17 protein-coding genes are annotated in these 18,663 nt (G+C 42.9%); 14 read left to right on the forward strand and 3 right to left on the reverse strand.

The annotated features are described in order from the left end of the window. Positions 1–86 precede the first annotated feature (86 nt). From ruvX to ACFGVR_RS06175, 7 genes are all read left to right on the forward strand, one after another. Positions 87–491 (forward strand): Holliday junction resolvase RuvX, encoded by a 405-nt coding sequence (gene ruvX, locus ACFGVR_RS06145; protein WP_448703030.1) that lies wholly within the window; start codon positions 87–89, stop codon positions 489–491. Positions 492–689: 198 nt separating this feature from the next. Next, positions 690–971 (forward strand): GxxExxY protein, encoded by a 282-nt coding sequence (locus tag ACFGVR_RS06150; protein ID WP_448701815.1) that lies wholly within the window; start codon positions 690–692, stop codon positions 969–971. Positions 972–1,035: 64 nt separating this feature from the next. Continuing rightward, positions 1,036–1,677, forward strand: coding sequence for an O-methyltransferase (locus tag ACFGVR_RS06155; RefSeq protein ID WP_448701817.1), 642 nt, complete (start codon positions 1,036–1,038; stop codon positions 1,675–1,677). Positions 1,678–1,680: 3 nt separating this feature from the next. Further along, positions 1,681–2,235, forward strand: a complete 555-nt coding sequence (locus tag ACFGVR_RS06160; RefSeq protein ID WP_448701819.1) for a glucosaminidase domain-containing protein — start codon at positions 1,681–1,683, stop codon at positions 2,233–2,235. Between the two features lie 50 nt (positions 2,236–2,285). Next, positions 2,286–3,158 carry a glucosaminidase domain-containing protein gene (locus ACFGVR_RS06165; RefSeq protein WP_448701820.1) on the forward strand — a complete coding sequence of 291 codons (873 nt, stop codon included), beginning with the start codon at positions 2,286–2,288 and terminating at the stop codon, positions 3,156–3,158. Between the two features lie 63 nt (positions 3,159–3,221). Beyond that, positions 3,222–3,986, forward strand: coding sequence for a hypothetical protein (locus ACFGVR_RS06170; protein ID WP_448701821.1), 765 nt, complete (start codon positions 3,222–3,224; stop codon positions 3,984–3,986). Between the two features lie 308 nt (positions 3,987–4,294). Further along, positions 4,295–5,056: a DUF3078 domain-containing protein gene (locus ACFGVR_RS06175; RefSeq protein ID WP_448703031.1), complete on the forward strand. Its 762-nt coding sequence runs from the start codon at positions 4,295–4,297 to the stop codon at positions 5,054–5,056. 334 nt (positions 5,057–5,390) lie between these two features. Here ACFGVR_RS06175 and ACFGVR_RS06180 read toward each other — a convergent pair whose 3' ends face one another. Next, positions 5,391–6,398 (reverse strand): terminase small subunit, encoded by a 1,008-nt coding sequence (locus ACFGVR_RS06180; RefSeq protein ID WP_448701822.1) that lies wholly within the window; start codon positions 6,396–6,398, stop codon positions 5,391–5,393. A gap of 484 nt (positions 6,399–6,882) precedes the next feature. Here ACFGVR_RS06180 and ACFGVR_RS06185 point away from each other — a divergent pair, with 484 nt between their 5' ends. The 4 genes from ACFGVR_RS06185 (at position 6,883) to ACFGVR_RS06200 (ending at position 9,816) form a co-directional block, all read left to right on the forward strand. After that, the gene (locus ACFGVR_RS06185) at positions 6,883–8,214 is read left to right on the forward strand and encodes a hypothetical protein (protein ID WP_448701823.1); all 1,332 of its coding nucleotides are present in this window, start codon (positions 6,883–6,885) and stop codon (positions 8,212–8,214) included. 7 nt (positions 8,215–8,221) lie between these two features. Next, positions 8,222–9,088, forward strand: a complete 867-nt coding sequence (locus tag ACFGVR_RS06190) for a DNA adenine methylase (protein WP_448701824.1) — start codon at positions 8,222–8,224, stop codon at positions 9,086–9,088. Positions 9,089–9,188: 100 nt separating this feature from the next. Then, positions 9,189–9,443 carry a hypothetical protein gene (locus ACFGVR_RS06195; RefSeq protein WP_448701826.1) on the forward strand — a complete coding sequence of 85 codons (255 nt, stop codon included), beginning with the start codon at positions 9,189–9,191 and terminating at the stop codon, positions 9,441–9,443. Beyond that, positions 9,433–9,816, forward strand: coding sequence for a hypothetical protein (locus ACFGVR_RS06200; protein WP_448701828.1), 384 nt, complete (start codon positions 9,433–9,435; stop codon positions 9,814–9,816). The genes ACFGVR_RS06195 and ACFGVR_RS06200 overlap by 11 nt, the downstream gene beginning before the upstream one ends. A 434-nt stretch (positions 9,817–10,250) precedes the next feature. Here ACFGVR_RS06200 and ACFGVR_RS06205 read toward each other — a convergent pair whose 3' ends face one another. Continuing rightward, positions 10,251–11,309, reverse strand: a complete 1,059-nt coding sequence (locus tag ACFGVR_RS06205) for a Vgb family protein (RefSeq protein WP_448701829.1) — start codon at positions 11,307–11,309, stop codon at positions 10,251–10,253. 158 nt (positions 11,310–11,467) lie between these two features. On the opposite strand from ACFGVR_RS06205, the gene ACFGVR_RS06210 reads away from it, so the two are divergent. Beyond that, on the forward strand, positions 11,468–12,016 hold the full coding sequence (locus ACFGVR_RS06210; RefSeq protein WP_448701831.1) for a hypothetical protein: 549 nt from the start codon (positions 11,468–11,470) through the stop codon (positions 12,014–12,016). A 90-nt stretch (positions 12,017–12,106) separates the two neighbouring features. Here the strand turns inward: ACFGVR_RS06210 and ACFGVR_RS06215 are convergent, their stop codons facing one another. Next, positions 12,107–14,557 (reverse strand): DUF5916 domain-containing protein, encoded by a 2,451-nt coding sequence (locus ACFGVR_RS06215; RefSeq protein ID WP_448701832.1) that lies wholly within the window; start codon positions 14,555–14,557, stop codon positions 12,107–12,109. A 356-nt stretch (positions 14,558–14,913) separates the two neighbouring features. On the opposite strand from ACFGVR_RS06215, the gene ACFGVR_RS06220 reads away from it, so the two are divergent. Together ACFGVR_RS06220 and ACFGVR_RS06225 are read left to right on the forward strand one after the other, a co-directional pair. Beyond that, the gene (locus ACFGVR_RS06220) at positions 14,914–16,251 is read left to right on the forward strand and encodes a hypothetical protein (protein WP_448701833.1); all 1,338 of its coding nucleotides are present in this window, start codon (positions 14,914–14,916) and stop codon (positions 16,249–16,251) included. Between the two features lies 1 nt (position 16,252). Continuing rightward, entirely contained in the window at positions 16,253–18,568 is a 2,316-nt protein-coding gene (locus ACFGVR_RS06225; RefSeq protein ID WP_448701834.1) for a hypothetical protein, read from the forward strand. Positions 18,569–18,663: the final 95 nt, after the last annotated feature.

An 18,663-nucleotide genomic window follows, 5' to 3' on the forward strand; every position in this document is an offset into this window, starting at 1 on the left:
TTGAATTATGACAAAAGAATAATGCGCAGGAGCAAATCAATTATATTTGCATGTCGCAATACGCAAATCGCATTACGCAATACTACATGAGAATTATGGCTTTTGATTACGGTACCAAACGCATTGGCATTGCGGTGACCGATCCGCTGCAGATCATCGCTACGGGTTTGGACACCGTGCACCCTAAGGATATTGTGGAGTACCTTAAAAAATACATGACCGCCAACCCAGTTGAGCGCTTCGTTGTGGGCGAACCTAAACAGATGGACAATACCGAATCGCAGTCGGCACCGCATGTGCGTGGGTTTGTTACCATCCTGAAGAAGAACTTCCCGGATATCCCGGTCGAAATGCTCGACGAGCGTTTTACCTCGAAAATGGCCTCGGCAGCTATTGCGCAAAGCGGAATGAGTAAAACTGCAAGACAGAATAAGGCGCTGGTGGATACGGTTTCGGCGACGATAATTTTGCAATCATATCTGTACCGCTGATTAGTTTGATTAAATGATTCCGTTGATTTTTATTTTTACAATTTCTATTGATTTTGCTTGATACCTTTTGTTGATGTTTTAGGATATGATTAACACCAACTATAAACACTCTGAACTTACTGGTAAAATTATTGGTTGTGCCATGAAAGTTCATAGCTATTGGGGAATGGTTTTCAGGAAGTTATTTACCAACGCTGCTTGGATATTGAAATGCGGAAGCAAGGTTTAAGCTTTGGCCGGGAGTTTGAAATGGATATTTATTATGAAGAAATACATGTTGGTACACGCCGGGTTGATTTTTTAGTTGAGGATAAAATTATGGTCGAATTGAAGGCCACAGCGTGTTTAGATGATCGGCATCTGGCTCAAGCCATCAATTATTTGGAAGCGTATAAATTGGAAACAGGGTTGCTGATAAATTTTGGAGCGAAAAGTATTGAATTTAAACGGATTACAAACGAACGAAAGGTTAGTCATTGAAAGCGAAACATAGAAAATCAGCGAAATCCTTTAATCATTAAAATCAGCGGCTTATCTTTGCACCATGGAAATACTTCCAGAACTGTTGCAACAATACCTCGAAACGCATTGTGAACCCGAGCCGGAATTGTTGAAAACCATCAATCGCGAAACGTATGTTAAGGTGTTAAAACCGCATATGCTTTCGGGCCATTACCAGGGCCGCTTGCTGAGTATGCTGAGCAAACTGATGCAGCCTAAATGCATCCTGGAAATTGGCACCTACACCGGTTACGCCACGATTTGCCTGGCTGAAGGTTTGGCTGAAGGTGGCGAAATACACACCATTGAGGTGAACCGCGAGATGGAAGAAATGATCAGGAAAAACTTCGCGGCAAGCGAATTTGAAAAAAGTATTTTTCCACATTTTGGTGATGCTCAGGATATTATCTTGGAGCTTTCAGAAAAAATTTACGATATTGCGTTCGTTGACGCGGATAAAAAGAATAATTTAACCTATTTCAACATGATCCTTGGCCAGGTAAAAACGGGCGGTTTGATCATTGTTGATAACGTTTTGTGGAAAGGAAAGGTGTACGACAGCGGCGCGAGTGACGCTGATACCCGACTGATCCGCGAGTTTAATGATGCTATAAGTGCGAATGATAACGTGGAGAAACTGATCCTCCCGGTGCGCGATGGAATTTTGATCATCAGAAAAAAATAAATTATGAAGAAACTCTTACTGATTGCATTACTGCTGGTATCTGTTCAGGCTTCAGCCCAAAAAAACACCTCACAATCATACATCGATAAATTTAAGGACGACGCTATCCGCATTATGCATGCCAGCGGCGTGCCGGCAAGTATCATCCTGGCTGTAGCCATGCACGAAAGCGGTTGCGGCAACAGCAAAATAGCCCAAAATCTCAATAACCAATTCGGCGTTAAAGGCTTTAACAAAACGGTTTACACCACAAGCAAAAACAAAAAGGTAAGCACATTTTATAAACACTATGATTCGGTGATGGAATCGTTTGAAGATTTTGCCCGCATCATGACCCAGCGCAAACAATTTAGCCAGCTTGCCGAAAGACTGAGCAATGTTGACTATAAAGGATGGGCCAAAGGCATTCAAAAAGCAGGCTATTGCAGCAGCCATACCTGGTCAAGAGATGTGTTGGCTATCATTAAAAGATACCAGCTCAATGCGTTCGACCTGTCGCCATCAACTACCGATGCAGCGGTTAACCCGATAGACATCGACCGTGTTGATAACAAATAAGCATGGCCAATACCGTTAACTTGTAGCTTTGCCGCAAAACTAACCGGTTTATGCAAAAAGTAATTGGTGCCTTATTGTTGATATCTGTTTTAGCATCGTGCGCATCGCACAAAAAACACCTCACTGGTAACACAACAACAACAACGGCGGCAGCTCCTGCTATCAGCAACAGCGAAGCCAAACGCAATAACGACAAGATCAAAAAGCAGTATAGCGAATCCATTGCCAGCTATACCACCTACACCGCCGATAGCTATATTGCCCGCTTTAAGCCCATTGCCGTGCAGGAAATGAATACTTACGGCATACCCGCAAGCATTACCCTGGCGCAGGGTTTGGTCGAGTCGGGCAACGGTAACGGCGACCTTGCCCGCATTGCCAATAACCACTTCGGCATTAAATGCACCAGCGACTGGACCGGCAAAAGCTATTATAAAGACGATGACCAGGTGAACGACTGTTTCCGCGTTTATGATAAACCCGAGGACTCGTTTCGCGACCATAGCAACTTTTTAAAACGCAAGCGCTACGCGCCCTTGTTTGAGCTGGATAAGGACGATTACGTAGGCTGGGCAAACGGTTTAAAAGCCGCCGGATATGCCACCAACCCCAAATATCCGCAAATGCTCATCAACATCATCCAAAAATACAGCCTTGACCAGTACGATCGGCCGGAAGGCGAGGTACAGAAGATCAAACGCGAGGATAGGGTGCTTACGCAGATCAATAACAACATCGGGAAAGAAAACCGCGACTCGATACTACACACCACCCCGGTCGATAAGTTATACACCGTAAAACAAGGCGATACACTTTATAACATTTCTAAACGTTTCGGGTTAACAGTAGACGACTTAAAGAGCCTCAACAGCATGGGCGATGCCAACATTAAGATTGGGCAAAAGCTGGTTGTGGCAAAATAAACGCCGTGTTAATTTTTGTTAAATGCTATGCTAATAACGCGCCGATGTTTTAGTTTTAACCCTGTGATTAAATTATGGGCTATTGCTTTATTGTGCGCGGTGCAGGTTACGGCTGCCTTTGCTCAGGACAAAACCATCGACGGTATTGTGTTTGATAATAACAGCAAAGAACGTATAGCCAGGGTAAATATCGTTAATACCCGCAGTCGCGAAAGCTATTACAACAACCTTAAGGCCGAGTTTAAAATTAAGGCCCTTGCCGGGGATGTTTTAGTATTCAGCAAAACCGGCTATTTTAACGATACCGTTACAGTAAAGAACGAAACCACCCTGGTGATCTATCTCAGGCCAAGCAGCGTGCAGCTTAAAGAAGTAACCATCCGCAGTTTGGTAACTCCGCTTGATCAATTGAACCAAACCAGGCGCGACTATACCAAAGTGTACGGGCATCTGTCCAGAAAAGATCTGCTGTCGTCCATCAGCGGGCAGGGAGCCGGGTTAAGTATTGATGCGCTGTGGAACATGGTTAGCCGCGAAGGGCGCAATGCCACCAGGCTGCGGGCAACTATCGATCGCGACTACCGCGAAAACGTAATTGACTACCGCTTTAACCGAACCCTGGTGAGCACTGTTACCGGGCTTGATGGTACCAAACTAACCGACTTTATGTTTAAGTACCGCCCGCCGTATTACCTGGTGCTTAACGCCAACGATTACGACTTTATCAAATACATCCGCGCAAGCTATAAGCGTTACGTGCGTAACCCGGCAGCCTTTTCGTTACAGCCTTTGGTAAATGATGATGACAGTCTTGGTTTTAAGCGGTAAGCATTGGCTATTTGATACAAATTGCGCATCCGTATTTTAAAAAAAATGCCTTAATTTGCCTTATGTTCAAATATACCCGCAGCATAGCCACTTTAGCCCTGTTGTTTGTATTTAAGGCGGCTTTTGCGCAAAAACCCGATACGCTTAAGATAGACACAAACCTACTCAAACGTTACCGCATCGATCCGCCAAAGAACGCGTTACCGGTACGCAGCCGGCCCATCATCATCCGGCCCGAGATCATACCCGTTACCGATCTGGGTTACCAGGTAAGCTACTGGCGCAAAAGCTATATCATTGGCGTTAACATAAACCAGGCCGCATTTAGCAATAACTGGAGCGGGGGCGGTATCAGCAGCATTGCCCTGGGCAATAACTTTGATTTCAAGGCCGAGTACAACAAGCAGCCGTTCGACTATGCCACCGAGCTGGTGCTCATCTACGGCATCTCACAAAGCAAGGGCCAGCTGTCGCGTAAAACAAACGACCGGATCTTTTTCGATAATAAGGTATCCACCCAGTTAAGCAAGCATTGGTACTTCTTCGGGTCGGTTAGTTTCGAGTCGCAGTTTGCCAAAGGTTTTTCCTACAGCAACGATGCCTCCGGAAATCCCAATATCCAAACCCTCATCAGTAACTTTATGTCGCCGGGCTACGTAACCGAATCGCTCGGTGTGGAGTATAAACCCGTAAAATATATCGATATCCGTTTGGGCACCGGTACCGCCCGCCAAACCTTTGTGCTCGATCGCTCCATCTCCCAAAACGTGCCCCTTAATTACGGCGTGCCCATCGGCAGCACCTTCCGCAACGAACTGGCCTTCCAGGTGGTGAGCACCATTAATAAAGATATTGCCACAAACATGAACCTGCAGGCCCGCTACGCCCTGTTCATCCCTTATAACGACCTGAGCCACATCAACCACCGTTTAGATGCCACCCTCATTGCCAAGGTTAACCGCCTCATCAACGTAAGCGTAACCGGCACCATGCTGTACGATGTCACCACCACCAGCAACGTCCAGTTTTCGCAAGGCCTAACCCTGGGGATAGTGTATAAGTTTCCGTGACGGTTTGTGCATAAATTAATCGGGAAGTTCATTAGACTATAGTTTTTATGTAAGATGGATGATGTGCATTAATGGAAGATGGATAAGGTAAGATGGAAGATGTGCAGATAAAAAACCAGTCATGCTGAACTTGTTTCAGCACCCCATCATACAGAGCGGATGTACAAGCCTCTCCACGCGTCATTGCGAGGCACAGCCCGTGCCGAACTTGTTTCGGTAAAGCAATCTCTATACTATACAGAGCAGCTTTACAATACTTTTCCAATCAATCATTCAATAACTCAATCCTTCAATCATTATAACATGGGCGTTGCCTCCGGCCCGGGCTTTACGCTCATACTGCACAAGCCTTAGCCACGGCCTGCCCTGAGCCCATCGCCTGGCCGGTATCCGCTTCAATCCCTAACGCAAATCCGACGTCACTAAACCTGCTTTCCTCATTCAATCCATCAATCATTCTATCATTCAATAATTGAGGAAGGGGGGAAATTGTAAGAATATTTTCCATGTTTTCACCAATCTCCAAATCATCCGACTCAAGACTTTCCCGCGGCCGCCCCGGACTAACATTCACCTCCTCCAGCGCCATTAAAGTCTTCAGATCGATCCCCTCCAGCTCAAAATCCTCCACCGGGTAATCCATAGGCAAATTGTTAGTATTCCTATCCACCACTGCCGAATCACGAACCCCGTTAACAGTTCCCCTCTTGAGAGGGGTTAGGGGTGTGTTATCTACGCCTTCAAAATCATCTTCCGGACTTTCGGACATCGGACTCTCTTCTTCCTCTTCCAAAAAAATTTCCCGCTTCAAGCCTCCCGCTTCCGGCTCAGAAACCTGCGTCTTTAATCCTTGTTCCTTGCTCTTTGTTCCATTTAAACCATAAAAATTCAAATGCCTCGCTATCTTATCCAGCGCACTCATTTTATTATGCAGCTTAATGCGGCTTTGCATCCCCACGCGGTAACCCTCACCATCCTGCACTTCGGTAATATCATAAAAACTAATGGCCGCTTTCTCGTCAGCCGTCAATTCGTTCATCCGTTTTAAACAGGCATATTCATCGTAGTAGTTCCCCATATTGCTAAAAGCAATTTTTGATAGTTCCCGTAAGATCATATCATGCGTTATCTCCAGCCGCTGGCTGCGCCGGTTCATGGCCTGCTTTAAATAATACTGAATTTTAGGCACATGCAGCAAAGCGCCCTTCCGGCTCGTATTCTCGCTATAGCCGCTATTCACGGCAGCCTTAAAAGCATTAAAATGTGTCAAATACTCATCGCAAAAACGCTGCTGCTGATGCGTTAACCGGTAATGGTCCGGTATCGTCTCTGTTGTGTTCATCTATTGGTCTATTTAAGTTTAAATTATTACCTATGTAATGTAAAATCTTAAATATACGCAAATTAATCCAAATTACCAATATTAATTTATTACAAAACCAACTCCATCTCCACCATGTCATTGCGAGCGATAGCGTGGCAATCGCCCGGAGAAATTTTCTTCATGATGTCATCTCGAACCGGCCAGTGGGCAGGCTGGCGCAGTGAGGGATCTTCTGCTGTAGACAGGCGTGTAGCAGAAGATTTCTCGTCGCTGCGCTCGCTCGAAATGACAAAGGGGGTGTAGAAGGCGGGATAAGGCCCTGCTCTCCGCGCCTCATTGCAAGGAATGAAGTAGTTATCGACTTACTGATCGCTTGATGATCTAAATACCGTACGCGGGAAGGATAACGATAGGATTAATTATCATTTTTATATTAATATTATTCTTTTTGTGAAAATAATTATTATGTTTATAAAATAACCTTAATTAAATTAAACTTACGATGGCCGGAATACGAATCAACTTACCTATTGATAAGATAAACTTGTTTAAAGAAAACCCAAGATTTGAACCTGTAGCCTCTCAAAAAGAAGCAATCTTTGCGATACTAAATAATCAAGGTGATAAGCTTTTTGAATTAGCTAAGGATATTAAGGAACATGGATTAAACCCAGGTGATTCACCTTATATTATTGCTGACGAGGTAGATAAAGGATTTTATATCGTGTTAGAAGGTAATAGGCGATTTTCATGTATTAAATTATTAGAAAACCCTGAATTAATAAAGGACTATCCGGATGGGAAGGCATATTTAAAATTTAAAAAGCTAAGTGAGGAATATTCAACATCTATAAATCGTATCATAACAGTCGAATGCGTTTTATTCGACTCTTTTTTAGAAGCTGCTCCATGGATTGAAAGGAAACACGTTGGAGAAGTAGGGGGAAAAGGAACGGTTACATGGGTTTCATTGCAGTCTAATCGTTTTAAACGTCTATTAACCGGTAAAGCGTCAGTGGAATTACAGGTAGCCGATTTTGTAAGGTCCCATTTTCCTGATATCGCAAAAAACATTGAAAAATTACCAATAACAAATTTGGAAAGGCTTCTTGGAGATAAATATGTGAAATCACAATTAGGCTTGGAGGTAAAAGAAGGCGTAGTATATGCTAATATTGAGCTTAAGGAGGTAACTAAATCATTAGGAAAAATTGTATTGGATTTAATCGAAGGTAATATTGATGTTAATGATATTTACCATTCAGAGGATAGGAAAAAATATATTGACGGATTAGATGCAGAATACAAGCCAAATCTTAAAAAAACATTAAAAACGCAAGTCAAACTCGATCCGGTGTCGACGATTGTTCCATCTACATCTACAAAAAAGAAAAAGACAAAAAGTCCTCTAGATAGAAGCACTGTCATTTCTTCCGTAGAGGCTATTAAATCAAAACACACTAAAATAGATCAGTTGATTTATGAATTAAAAACGATAAGCGCAGACAAGTGCCCAATTGCTGCTGCTTTTTTATTGAGGTCATTACTAGAGTTTTCGATTCAAGAATATTTAGATAGAAATACTGTGACCGCCCCGAATGACAAATTGCATGTCCGTGTAACAAGCGCTATTACTCATTTGAAATCAAAAACCCTCGTAACCAAAGATCAGATTAAAGGAATAGAAGCGTGGATAAACGACCCTGCGTCTTGGTGCTCGATAAATTCTCTAAATGCAGTCGTACATAATAGTACCTTTACAATTCCATTGTCAACGTTAATATCTGGTTTTGAAAATATCAAACCTTTTCTGATTGTTGTATGGGCTAACTAGCTTGCAAATGAATTATTATTCACCCTTGAGGTACCCCGGCGGCAAAGGAAAATTTTCGAAATTTATCCAAGATTTAATCTTAGACAATAACTTATTAGATTGTGAATATATTGAGCCTTTTTGCGGCGGTTCTGCAGTTGCGCTTGCTTTATTATTTGAAGGATATGCTCGAAAGATTGTCATTAACGACTACGATCCAGTAGTATTTGCGTTTTGGGACGCAGTAATAAATAATACAGACGAATTATTAAAATTGATTACCGATACCAAGCTATCTATTGAAGAATGGAATCACGCAAAACACATTCATAGTGACCGAAAGGCGCATTCAAATTTGGAAGTCGGCTTTGCTACTTTTCTGTTGAACAGAGTTAATAGGAGCGGTATTTTGAAAGCGGGGATAATTGGAGGCAAAGGGCAATTAGGTGTTTGGAAAATGGATGCTAGATATAACATCGTTGATCTAAAGCAAAGAATTGAAAAAATAGCGTTAAAAGGCAACCGCATTGAAATAATGAACTTAGATGTTTTGGAATGCATAGAGACATTAAAAGAAAGAAATCCGGTCAAACCATTAATCTATTTTGATCCACCATATTATCACAAGGGGCCTGAACTTTATTTGAATTATTTTCAGCATGGAGACCATGTTAGAATTTCTGAATATATTAAGGAATTAAAATTTTCTCCGTGGATAGTTTCCTACGACAATTGTGTTGAAATAAACAATTTATATTCGTTTGCTGAATCAAAAAGTTACGAATTGAATTATTCGGCGGGAAGTATTCGCTCAAAAGGGAAAGAACTATTGTTTGGCTCACAAGGTTTAAAATTGCCTATAACAGGTAATCAAGATTTAGAATTAGTGTGTTAGTACCGCCCTCCACAAAGCGTCCAGATTAAAGGTAGTAGCAAAACACATTTATTAAGTGCTGAATATTTATTCATATTTTTATAATCAAATCTAAGCCAATATGCAATTTGAGATACTTATAGCGGTTGCCGTTTCTTTGCTATCCGGTATTGCAAGCCTAACTAAGCTTATCAAATCATGGATTTCAAGTAAAGCCGAATTAAACACTGTTAAAATAAAAATCACTAAGAACAATGGTGAAATAATTGAATTAATGTCTAAGCAACAGGACTTGGACTCCCTCAAAAAAACATTAGATGCGCTAATGTCTGAAACTCAAAAAAATGAGAAGAAGGAGGTGATAAGTGAAAACTAACAATACTTCGCCCAATAAGTCAAATTTACAGGCAGGCGTAGCCGGAGCAGGCGGAGGTACTTTAATTCTATTACTTGCAAAGAATCTACCAGACACCAACGAGTATAAATCCTGGTTACTAATTATAGCACCGTCTGTTGCCGTTGGACTATCAGCATTCTGGAAATGGCTTTCAAATTATATTGACAATTATTTAAAGCGGCGGAAAGCAGAGCAGCTCAAAGATAAATTAAGGGAAGAGTCTGAAAGGGCACTGACAAGCCCCCATATTCCTCAAGATCAAAAAGATATTATAAAAGCTAAATTAGCCGAATTCGAACTACAAAATATTGACACGCTTTCACGAGCATTTGCTTCTATCGAAATAGAATAGTCCTCGATACCGCAAGCATCACCCCTTGCTACCGCAAGCGTCCCGCTTGTGGTACGTAAACAAGCTATTCGCCATACTTTCGGAACGCCAGGTTCGCGTTAGGGATTGCAGCGGATACCGGCCTTGTGACTAAGGCCTGCGCAGTATGAGCGTAAAGCCCGGCCGCAGGCAACGCCCATGTTATAATGATTGAAGGATTGATTGACTGAATGATTGAATGGAGGCAGGAAGCTGTTCAATTCAGGCACAAGTTAACCCACCTCAACACCAGCCCTTAAACTTGCGCCAGTAAAAGTTATGCTGAACTTGTTTCAGCATCCCACAGGACAGGTATTACGCTTACCAATCATGAGAGATCTCAAACAAGTTAGTTCAGCAACACTTCAAGAAAATTCGAAATTGAACATTCGAAATTCGAAATCAAACATCCGAAATCAACGAACCAACCCGATCTTCCCCAACCTATCCGTCATCATCTCAGTAAACCACAGGTTGCCTTTGGCGTCGGGGCGAATGCGGTGCATCATGCTCCGGCGGCTGGGCACATCGTGCATGGTATACGGCACGTTGTGGATATCGGTGCCAACTACATGGCGGATGGATTTGTCAAAGCGGATAATATAGTCGATGCCGGCAGGTACGGGGTTAGCAAAGTCGACATACACCTGTACCCACAGGTTGCCCTCAAAGTCGAACGATAGCGAGGCCAGGATATCGTTTTTATGTCGTGTGGGCACTTTGTATTCGGTAATATTGCCGTGCATATCTATCTTGCCGATGTTAACGCCTGCTTCTTCGGTAAACCACATATAAGGTTCGGATGGGTCGGGAATAACGGCAATAGGGCGACTGTTGGGTGTAGGTATGGCATATTCGTTGATCTGGCCCGCGTGGGTAGCCTGGATAATGCCGTTACCTAAAAGCTGCGTACCCCAAATACATTGATCGGGCCCGGCAAACAAAAATATGGGCAGCGCCGCCAGCGTTTTAAACTCAAAATGCTCCACCTTGCCGTTTGGCGATATTTTACCGATGCCGCTGGTGCGCTTGCCTGTAAACCAAATGGTTTCACCATCAGCATCCAAACCGATGCCATGCGGCGCCACGTTAACAGGTTTGGCCGCGTTGGTGGCGTTCATGCTCACATCTATCTCTTTAACTACCTTACAATTTTCATCAAGCTGTACCACCTTGCAGGCAAACTCCCACGATACCCAAAGCCGTTTATGCTTATCGATCAGTAAACCATGCGGGCCGCTGCCCGCAGGCATTTTAAAATGGTCTATCTTGCTCGTCGCCAGGTCAAACCGCGCCACCTGGTCCATATTTTGCCCGGTAACATAAATATATTGATCGCTGATCACCAGCTCGTGCGTTGAGCCAGCGGTTGGCGGGGTGGTTGGCAGCCAGTTAAGCGAATACTCGGTAATATCGCCCACGGTAACAGGCCCGTTTGCTGCCGGCATGCCGGGCATATCCATGTTCATATCCATTGCAGTAAGGTTTTTAGGTAGATGTAAATAATATTTAAATATAATTATTAAATGTGCAGATGTGTAAATAAATATCTGAAGCAGATTCGCATTGCTGAACCTAATTAAGAGGCACTAACAGCTATTTTTGTATATTTAAACCCCTAAACTTAACCTAAATGCAAGATAAACTTTCAAGGGGCACCACCATCAGACTTAAAATATTAGGCTGGTATCAAATTATCGGCGGCATAGCCGGGCTGATCTTAACTATCTGGTTATTGGTCCGTACAGAAACGATCACCGGATTGATCGCGCTGTTATTTTTAACGGCTTTTGGCCTGTATGTTTTTTCAATTTATTGCGGCAAACTCTTGCTTGGCAATGGGTATAATAAGGGGCTTAGCTTATCAAATGTTAACCAGGCATTGCAGATCGTAAACTTTTTATTCCTGGGGTACGGTTTTATGTACATATCGGGCGTAATGCTGATAGGAAGCATAAAATATGGCGGCGGTTTTAGTATGGGGTTTAATTTTGGATTTAACTCAATCTGGCAGTTCTCAATCCATAGCGATGATCGTTCCTTCGCATTGGGCGTAAATTTTGTAGCCATCTACCTGCTGTTCTTTGTAGCAAACCTGCGCGAACGGATTGCCGGGGACAAACAGGATCAGGCGGTCACCGAAACAGAAGATGCAGCAGCCGATACTGATCCGGATTTGTGATTATAGTATTATAAAAGCGTCATTGCGAGGCACGAAGCAATGACGCGTGGAAAATAAATCCGAAATCGAACATCCGACATCCGAAATCAATCACCCCTTCTTCTTCCGCAGATTCTGATAATCGATATAGTACAATATTTTCACCGAAAAGTTATTGTTTTGCGGACTGTTAAACGTGCCGCGCAGGTTGTGGTAATAACCATATTGCGCCTCGTTGGTATCCGTTAACGACGAATTTTTGTAAGCGATACTCAGCTCGCTTCCCGGCGAAAACTGCCACACATAGATCATGTCCACATTAAAGGTGTTAAAGGCTTCATCGTTACTTGAGTTAAACTCGGATGGGACGCGCGGCGTGAGGTTGCCATCGGCCATAAGGTTATAAAAGCTCAGGTTGTTGCGCGCGCTCCAGTAATGGCGCACACGCAGGTTAAGGCCCATGGTAGCGGTAAAGGTGTATTTGAGGTTAAAAATGTTTTCAACGGTGTTACGGTTATACAGCGAAAACACCGGGTTATTGGCGTTATCAATGGTGAAAAAGCCCAAAACAGAGCGCTGCGGCATATAAGTAACATCCTGGCTTATCGAAAAATGATCGCTGAACTGCCAGGTATAAAACAGCTCGTCGGTATTGGTGAACGAGCCGTGCCCGTTGCTTACCTCAACTAACTGCACAAAATATCCCCAGTTAAAACGTTTTGAGCGCGGACTGTTGCCATAAATGTTCCCCCTGTAGCTCGAAGGCGATTTGTAAAACATACCGGCCACTTCCGGCGCGTAAAAATCGTTACCTGCCGGTTGATAGTGGTAGTTGGTACCAAAGGTCCACAGGTTTTTAAAGGTCAGGTTACCACCCACAGCATAGTCCGCAGTTTGGAATGCCGCCGGTGCGTACCGCCTTGAATAATAAATATTCGACCATATGCTCCACTGATTAAAATACCGGGTGGGCTTATAATGCGCGTATTGCAGGTAAATGCTATGGTCAAGGTAGTTAGGGTTATTTAAAAAACCCAGGTCGTTCGAGTTATAATTGGGGCTCACATAGTCCTGGCTGATGTTGCCTGTAAAGTTACCCAGGGTTTTAACCAAATTGATCTCATAGCTGTAACCCTTGATATCGGTCTTATCCGGATAGATCAAATTGCTCATAAAACCATAACCGGTTAAACCGTAGGAGTTCTTTTTATTGTTGAGATTAAACGCAAAACCACCCACATCGGCATTATAATCACTACCAAAACGGGTTACATTGGTGTTGATCAACGTGAACGACGAATTGTTTTTGAGGTTCTGATCCAGCACAATGATATTGTAATTGGTGGTTGGCGATGTGGATACCTCGCGGGTTTGGCCGGTAATGGTATCCTGCACCGTCGCGTCTGCCGATTGCTGCACCGCATTAAATACCCCGATCCCTAAACCACTGGCCGTCCGGCCCGAAAACTTGGTCGCGTTAAGCAAACGGGTCTCGGTTGGGTTTTTAACGATCTCCTCGTGGGCATTAAGGCTCACGTTTCCGTAATCAATAGGCATACCGCCCACCCTGCGCGAGTAAAACAGGTTGCCCTTGTTAAACAGCTCGGTACCCTCGGTAAAAAACGGCCTGTTCTCATTGTATTTTACCTCGAAAGGCGTTAAGTTAAGCACCTGGTTATCACTCTGCACCTGCCCAAAATCGGGTATCAGCGTCATGTCGATGGTAAAGCTCTGGTTAATGCCGTATTTAATATCCATGCCCCCGTTAACCGAGTTGGTAGTATTTGATACCCCCGGCGTATTGTACGGGTAATGGTTTACATAAGTCGAAAAATAAGGGTAAAACGCCAGCCGCACCGGTGGTATTAGTTTTTCAATACCGTTTAGCTGGCCTTCCTGGTTAATGAAGCCGTTCTTTTTAGGGTCGAGCTCGTTCCAAAACAATTGGATCTGTTGTTTTTGCCTTTTTCTAACCATATTGAGCCCCCAGGTTTGGATATCCTTTTTCGGAAAGCGCAGCGCCGAATACGGTATACGGAACTCGGCCGTCCAGCCCTTGTCGTCTATCTTTACCTTGCTGTCCCAAACCGCGTTCCAGTTCGAATCCTCATTGCTGCCCCCGCCCGGCGTTGGCGAGTACTTGGCATCGTACTGGCTGCCCGCAGCGGTAACATAAAATCCCGAGGCGTTTATCCCGTCAAGATAAGTATCAAACACTATCCCGATAAAATCGGCATTACCCACATTATCACGGGTGGCTATTTCATGGGCTATTTTTTCGGGGCCGGTTTCATACATCCGTGCGGCCACATAAATAGCGGTATTATCATACAGTATGCGTACTTCGGTACGTTCTTCGGGTTTTTCGTGCCGGCCGGCAACAGGGTTTAGCTCAACAAAGTCGGTGGCTATGGGTGCGGTTTTCCAAACTTCATCGTCAAGCACACCGTCAATTTTGGGGGCTATGGTAGTTTTGGTGGCCTGGAGTTTTTTAACCGCAGGTTGCGCAAAGGCTGTGGCGCATAAAAGTAAAAAAGCAGCAAACAAGTAAGTTTGTTTCATTGGGATTTAGAAGTCAGCTATAGATAATACTCTTAAGACGCTCTAAATTAATATTGGTTACAATATTTTTTTGTTAAGGAAAAGTTAAATCTCGCAAAGGGGATAAATATTAACTTTTATGAAAAAAACATCCCAAATCTGAGCGTTGAAAAATACGCCGGATAACATCGCAAGCAATTTTATAATGTATTGATTTAAAAATAAATACAGTAAAAACACCCGATAATTTACCGTGAAAACACGGTGTTAAAAAATAAGACGATCTGTTAGTTTTATAGGATATTACCTGCCGAAAAAAAGATAAGGAGATTATAATAATCGATAAACAATAAAGAAATGAAAACGAATGAAAACGAATGAAAAAGAATGAAAAAGAATACCCCAAACTTCCTTATATCGGCTTTTCATTTATCGGCATTGGTGTGTTTATTTTACTTATAAGCCAAACCAAATGGTATTGCTTAACCGGTGAAAGCTTATCGATAGCATTTTTCATTATTATGCTGGGCTTTGCCTTCGCTTTTCCCGATTTGCTTAAAGATGCCAATAAAGGATTGAGCACCATGCGTTTGGTTGCCTTTATGATGATCAATGTCATTTGTATCTTATTATTGAAAATAGGCTGGGGAGCATCAAGCTTAACTGTTATAGGGCTTAATGCATCGTGGATGGGCGTTATTGCTTTTGTATTTGGCGCTAAGGCAACGCAATCGTTTTTTGAAAGTAAAATGGCTGTGCCTGATGTAGTAAGCCCCCAATCCACCGCCTCGCCGGACACGGCAGACCCGGTATTGCAGGAGCGAATAATCAATATTGCAATAGATCAGAATAAAGCGGTTTTCGACAGGCCTAATATCAGGGGGTTGATGCACGGTAAAATGCTACAAAACGGCCAGTTGATAGATTGCATAACCGTACACCTTAAAGATGGGCAAAAGGCGGGCTATCCCGGTTCGGTAACTGCCAATATAGGCCAGCCTAATCCTGTTGTTGTTTATGTGGACTATATTACCGATGTTGATGTGCCAAAGGTATCAGGCAGCGCTCAGAATGGCGGACCCATTGCAAATAGCGCTACTGCCGGCTTTAAAGGAACTATCTGTTGCAGAGTACAAAAAAACGGAGACAATAAGTATTATATGCTTACCTGTAGCCATGTAATGACTAATGGCTCAAAACATAACTACGGCGGGCAATTGCAGACAACACACAGTGCATCGCCATTAGGTACGTGGACCTGGGCTATGCGAACCGATGATATTGATGCTGCCCTTATCGCTCTTCAACCATCCGATCATTTTTCTTATCATATTTCGGCGCTCCAAAATAAAAAGCCGCGCCTGTTAACCTCTGCCGATATTTTAACAACCAATATTTTTATGGCAGGCCGCGATGATAAAGACCACCTGAAACTTATGCCGGGCAAGGTAACCACATACAGCAGCGTTTTTCCGATAGGTATTGGCTACGCCGAGGGCGAATACCCAATCAATGGCCTGATCGTATTATCAAACATTGTAAAAACCGGAGATAGCATTACTTATAAAACCTTATCTGTACCGGGCGATTCAGGAGCATTAATATACGATGATCAGAATACCCCTTTAGGTATGGTGATTGCCGGGAACAGCCAGTTTACTTACGCTATACCGCTTAACACAATTTTGTCAACCACACAATCAGCAATTGCATAACATGAAAAAGTCAATTCAACCCCTAATCTTTTTACTCTTTTTAACAGCAAGGTGTTTTGCGCAAACGCTTGTAACGGTCGATTATGTTACCGGTAACGCATCGGCCACAACCATTAATCTTGATGGAACAGCTACGATCAAAATAATAAACGTCCCGGCAAATCTTCCAAATGACATAGCCATAGGAGATAACGGAGGTATGAATATCACCATTACTAAAACCGGACTTACCAGCACGTATAGTACCGCCTTTGACCCCGCAGCAAAAACTATAACCATTAATATAGTTGACGGAAAAATGAAATCTCCTTTTCCTGGCTCGGCTATACAAGTACCGTTAAAAATAGTCATAAACCAACATACTGCTTCATTAAGCGCGGGTGGAGGGCAACAACAACAAACATCAGCTTACACGCCTGGTTATATTTATTATGATGCCGTTAAACTGATCCGGTTAAAAAAAGAGAACAAATCCGATTCTGTAAAAATGATTGTAGATGCTTATGGCGGCATAAATAACGGATTTTTAAAAGATATTTTGGGAACAACTTATAGTTCTTCTGTCAACATTCAGGGCGGTGGCGCATTATCCCTTTCATCCGTGTTTTCGGCTGCCGGCAATTTAAACGTCACCAACTTTGCTGATGGTTTGGCCAAATTTTTAGTGGCCCGCAGTAAAGAGGAATTGAACGTCGCATTTTTTTCACAATTTAAACAGGCGGCACTTAAATATCCCGAATTAAACACAGTGTTCCCTACAACATTTAAATTTTTAAACGACATAAATGCATACCAGTATGCCGCAATGTTACCCGCTTTGCGTAGTGCATTTCAAAAAGATATGAATGCGATAGCGGGTAACCTGGTAAATCTGCGCGATTTGTCATCATCCAAATGCCCCAAAGATGCACAAGCGTGTATTTTACGACTGAAAACAGAAAACGATTTTTTAAATAATTATTTGGCAGGCCGATCAATAATTGCCGCATTAATAATTGCAGATAACATTATAAAAGGGAACAATGCTGCCGACGCTATTAACAACCTGGCTATCGATAAAGTTTGTGATGTGAAAGACACCAGTAAGTTTTACAACGTTGCCAATGGTATTCGTTTTGTCGATCTCATCTCTCAGTCACTTCGAAGTACCGACCCCACACGAGTATGGATAACCAAACAACAGGTTACTGCACTTATAAATGACAATGCAACGCTCGAAGTATATTTAGGATTGCTCTACGCAAAAGATCAGAAAAACCCACAACAAATAACCTTTAAAACTCAAAGAGGATCGGCCGGTTTAAAAGATTTACTTGACGAAGTGTATAAAAACTGGAATTTAACAGTATTGCCAAAAGAAATAGGCGATTTTAAAACCCAGGTAAAAGGCATGATCTCTTCGTACAGTGATGCAGCTGATAATGCTTTAACCGCAATTAATGCTAAAAGTCAGGATAGCCAAAACTTAATACTTGCTTATACCAACTATGCTTCCTCGTTGTCTGTCATGATCAAACAAACAGCAACATTTTTAGCAAACGATTCGACCCTCGTTCCCAAATTTGCCGGTGTAAAAAATACCCTGCTTAAATTTTCTTCAGGTATCGATGATGCTACCAACATGGCATCTAATATTAAGAGTAATGACTACGCCGCACTTGTTTTAAATTCATCAGCACTTCTTGCCGACCTTTTGGGTAGCAATTATACCTTCAAAGAGAGCTACATTAAGTACGGAACTTTTATGGCCAATATTATACAGGCCAATAATTCCGACGAGGTTAACGCAGCTATTGAGGCTGCTGTTTTACCGGTTGGCAGTGCATCCATCAAAAGAGAAACCCCGGTAAATATCTCTCTGAATGCCTATATAGGGCCTACATTCGGCTCCGAGTATATTTCTAAAAGCCAAAACCCTACCGCGCCGGTTGTCGGCATAACCGCCCCGGTTGGTGTGGCATTCAGTCTTGGTAACAATAAGTCGCCCAACGCGGCAGCAACTGTTGGCGGCAAAAGCCACACCCTGTTTGTCTCATTAATTGATGTAGGCGCCTTAGCCTCATATCGCCTTTCGGATAACACCACCACCGTCGCTTCTGAAATTGAGCTTAAAAACATCGTATCGCCCGGTCTGTTTTATTATTTTGGCTTTGGCAAGTGCCCGATATCAATTGGTTTTGGTGCGCAGCTTGGCCCTCAACTCCGAACCGTTACGGGTACAACCGTTACCGTTGATAGTAATTATTACGTTAAATACGGGGCAAGTATTGTTGTGGATATCCCATTTTTCAACTTGTATACAAAATCTAAGCAATAACATCCGATCTAAGCTATCAGCGCTTATTCTTCGTCGATCTTTCGTTACGGAGATAAGCGCTGATAGCTTTAAGGGTAAAAGTAAATACCATTTTG

This window comes from Mucilaginibacter aureus (genome assembly GCF_053514885.1).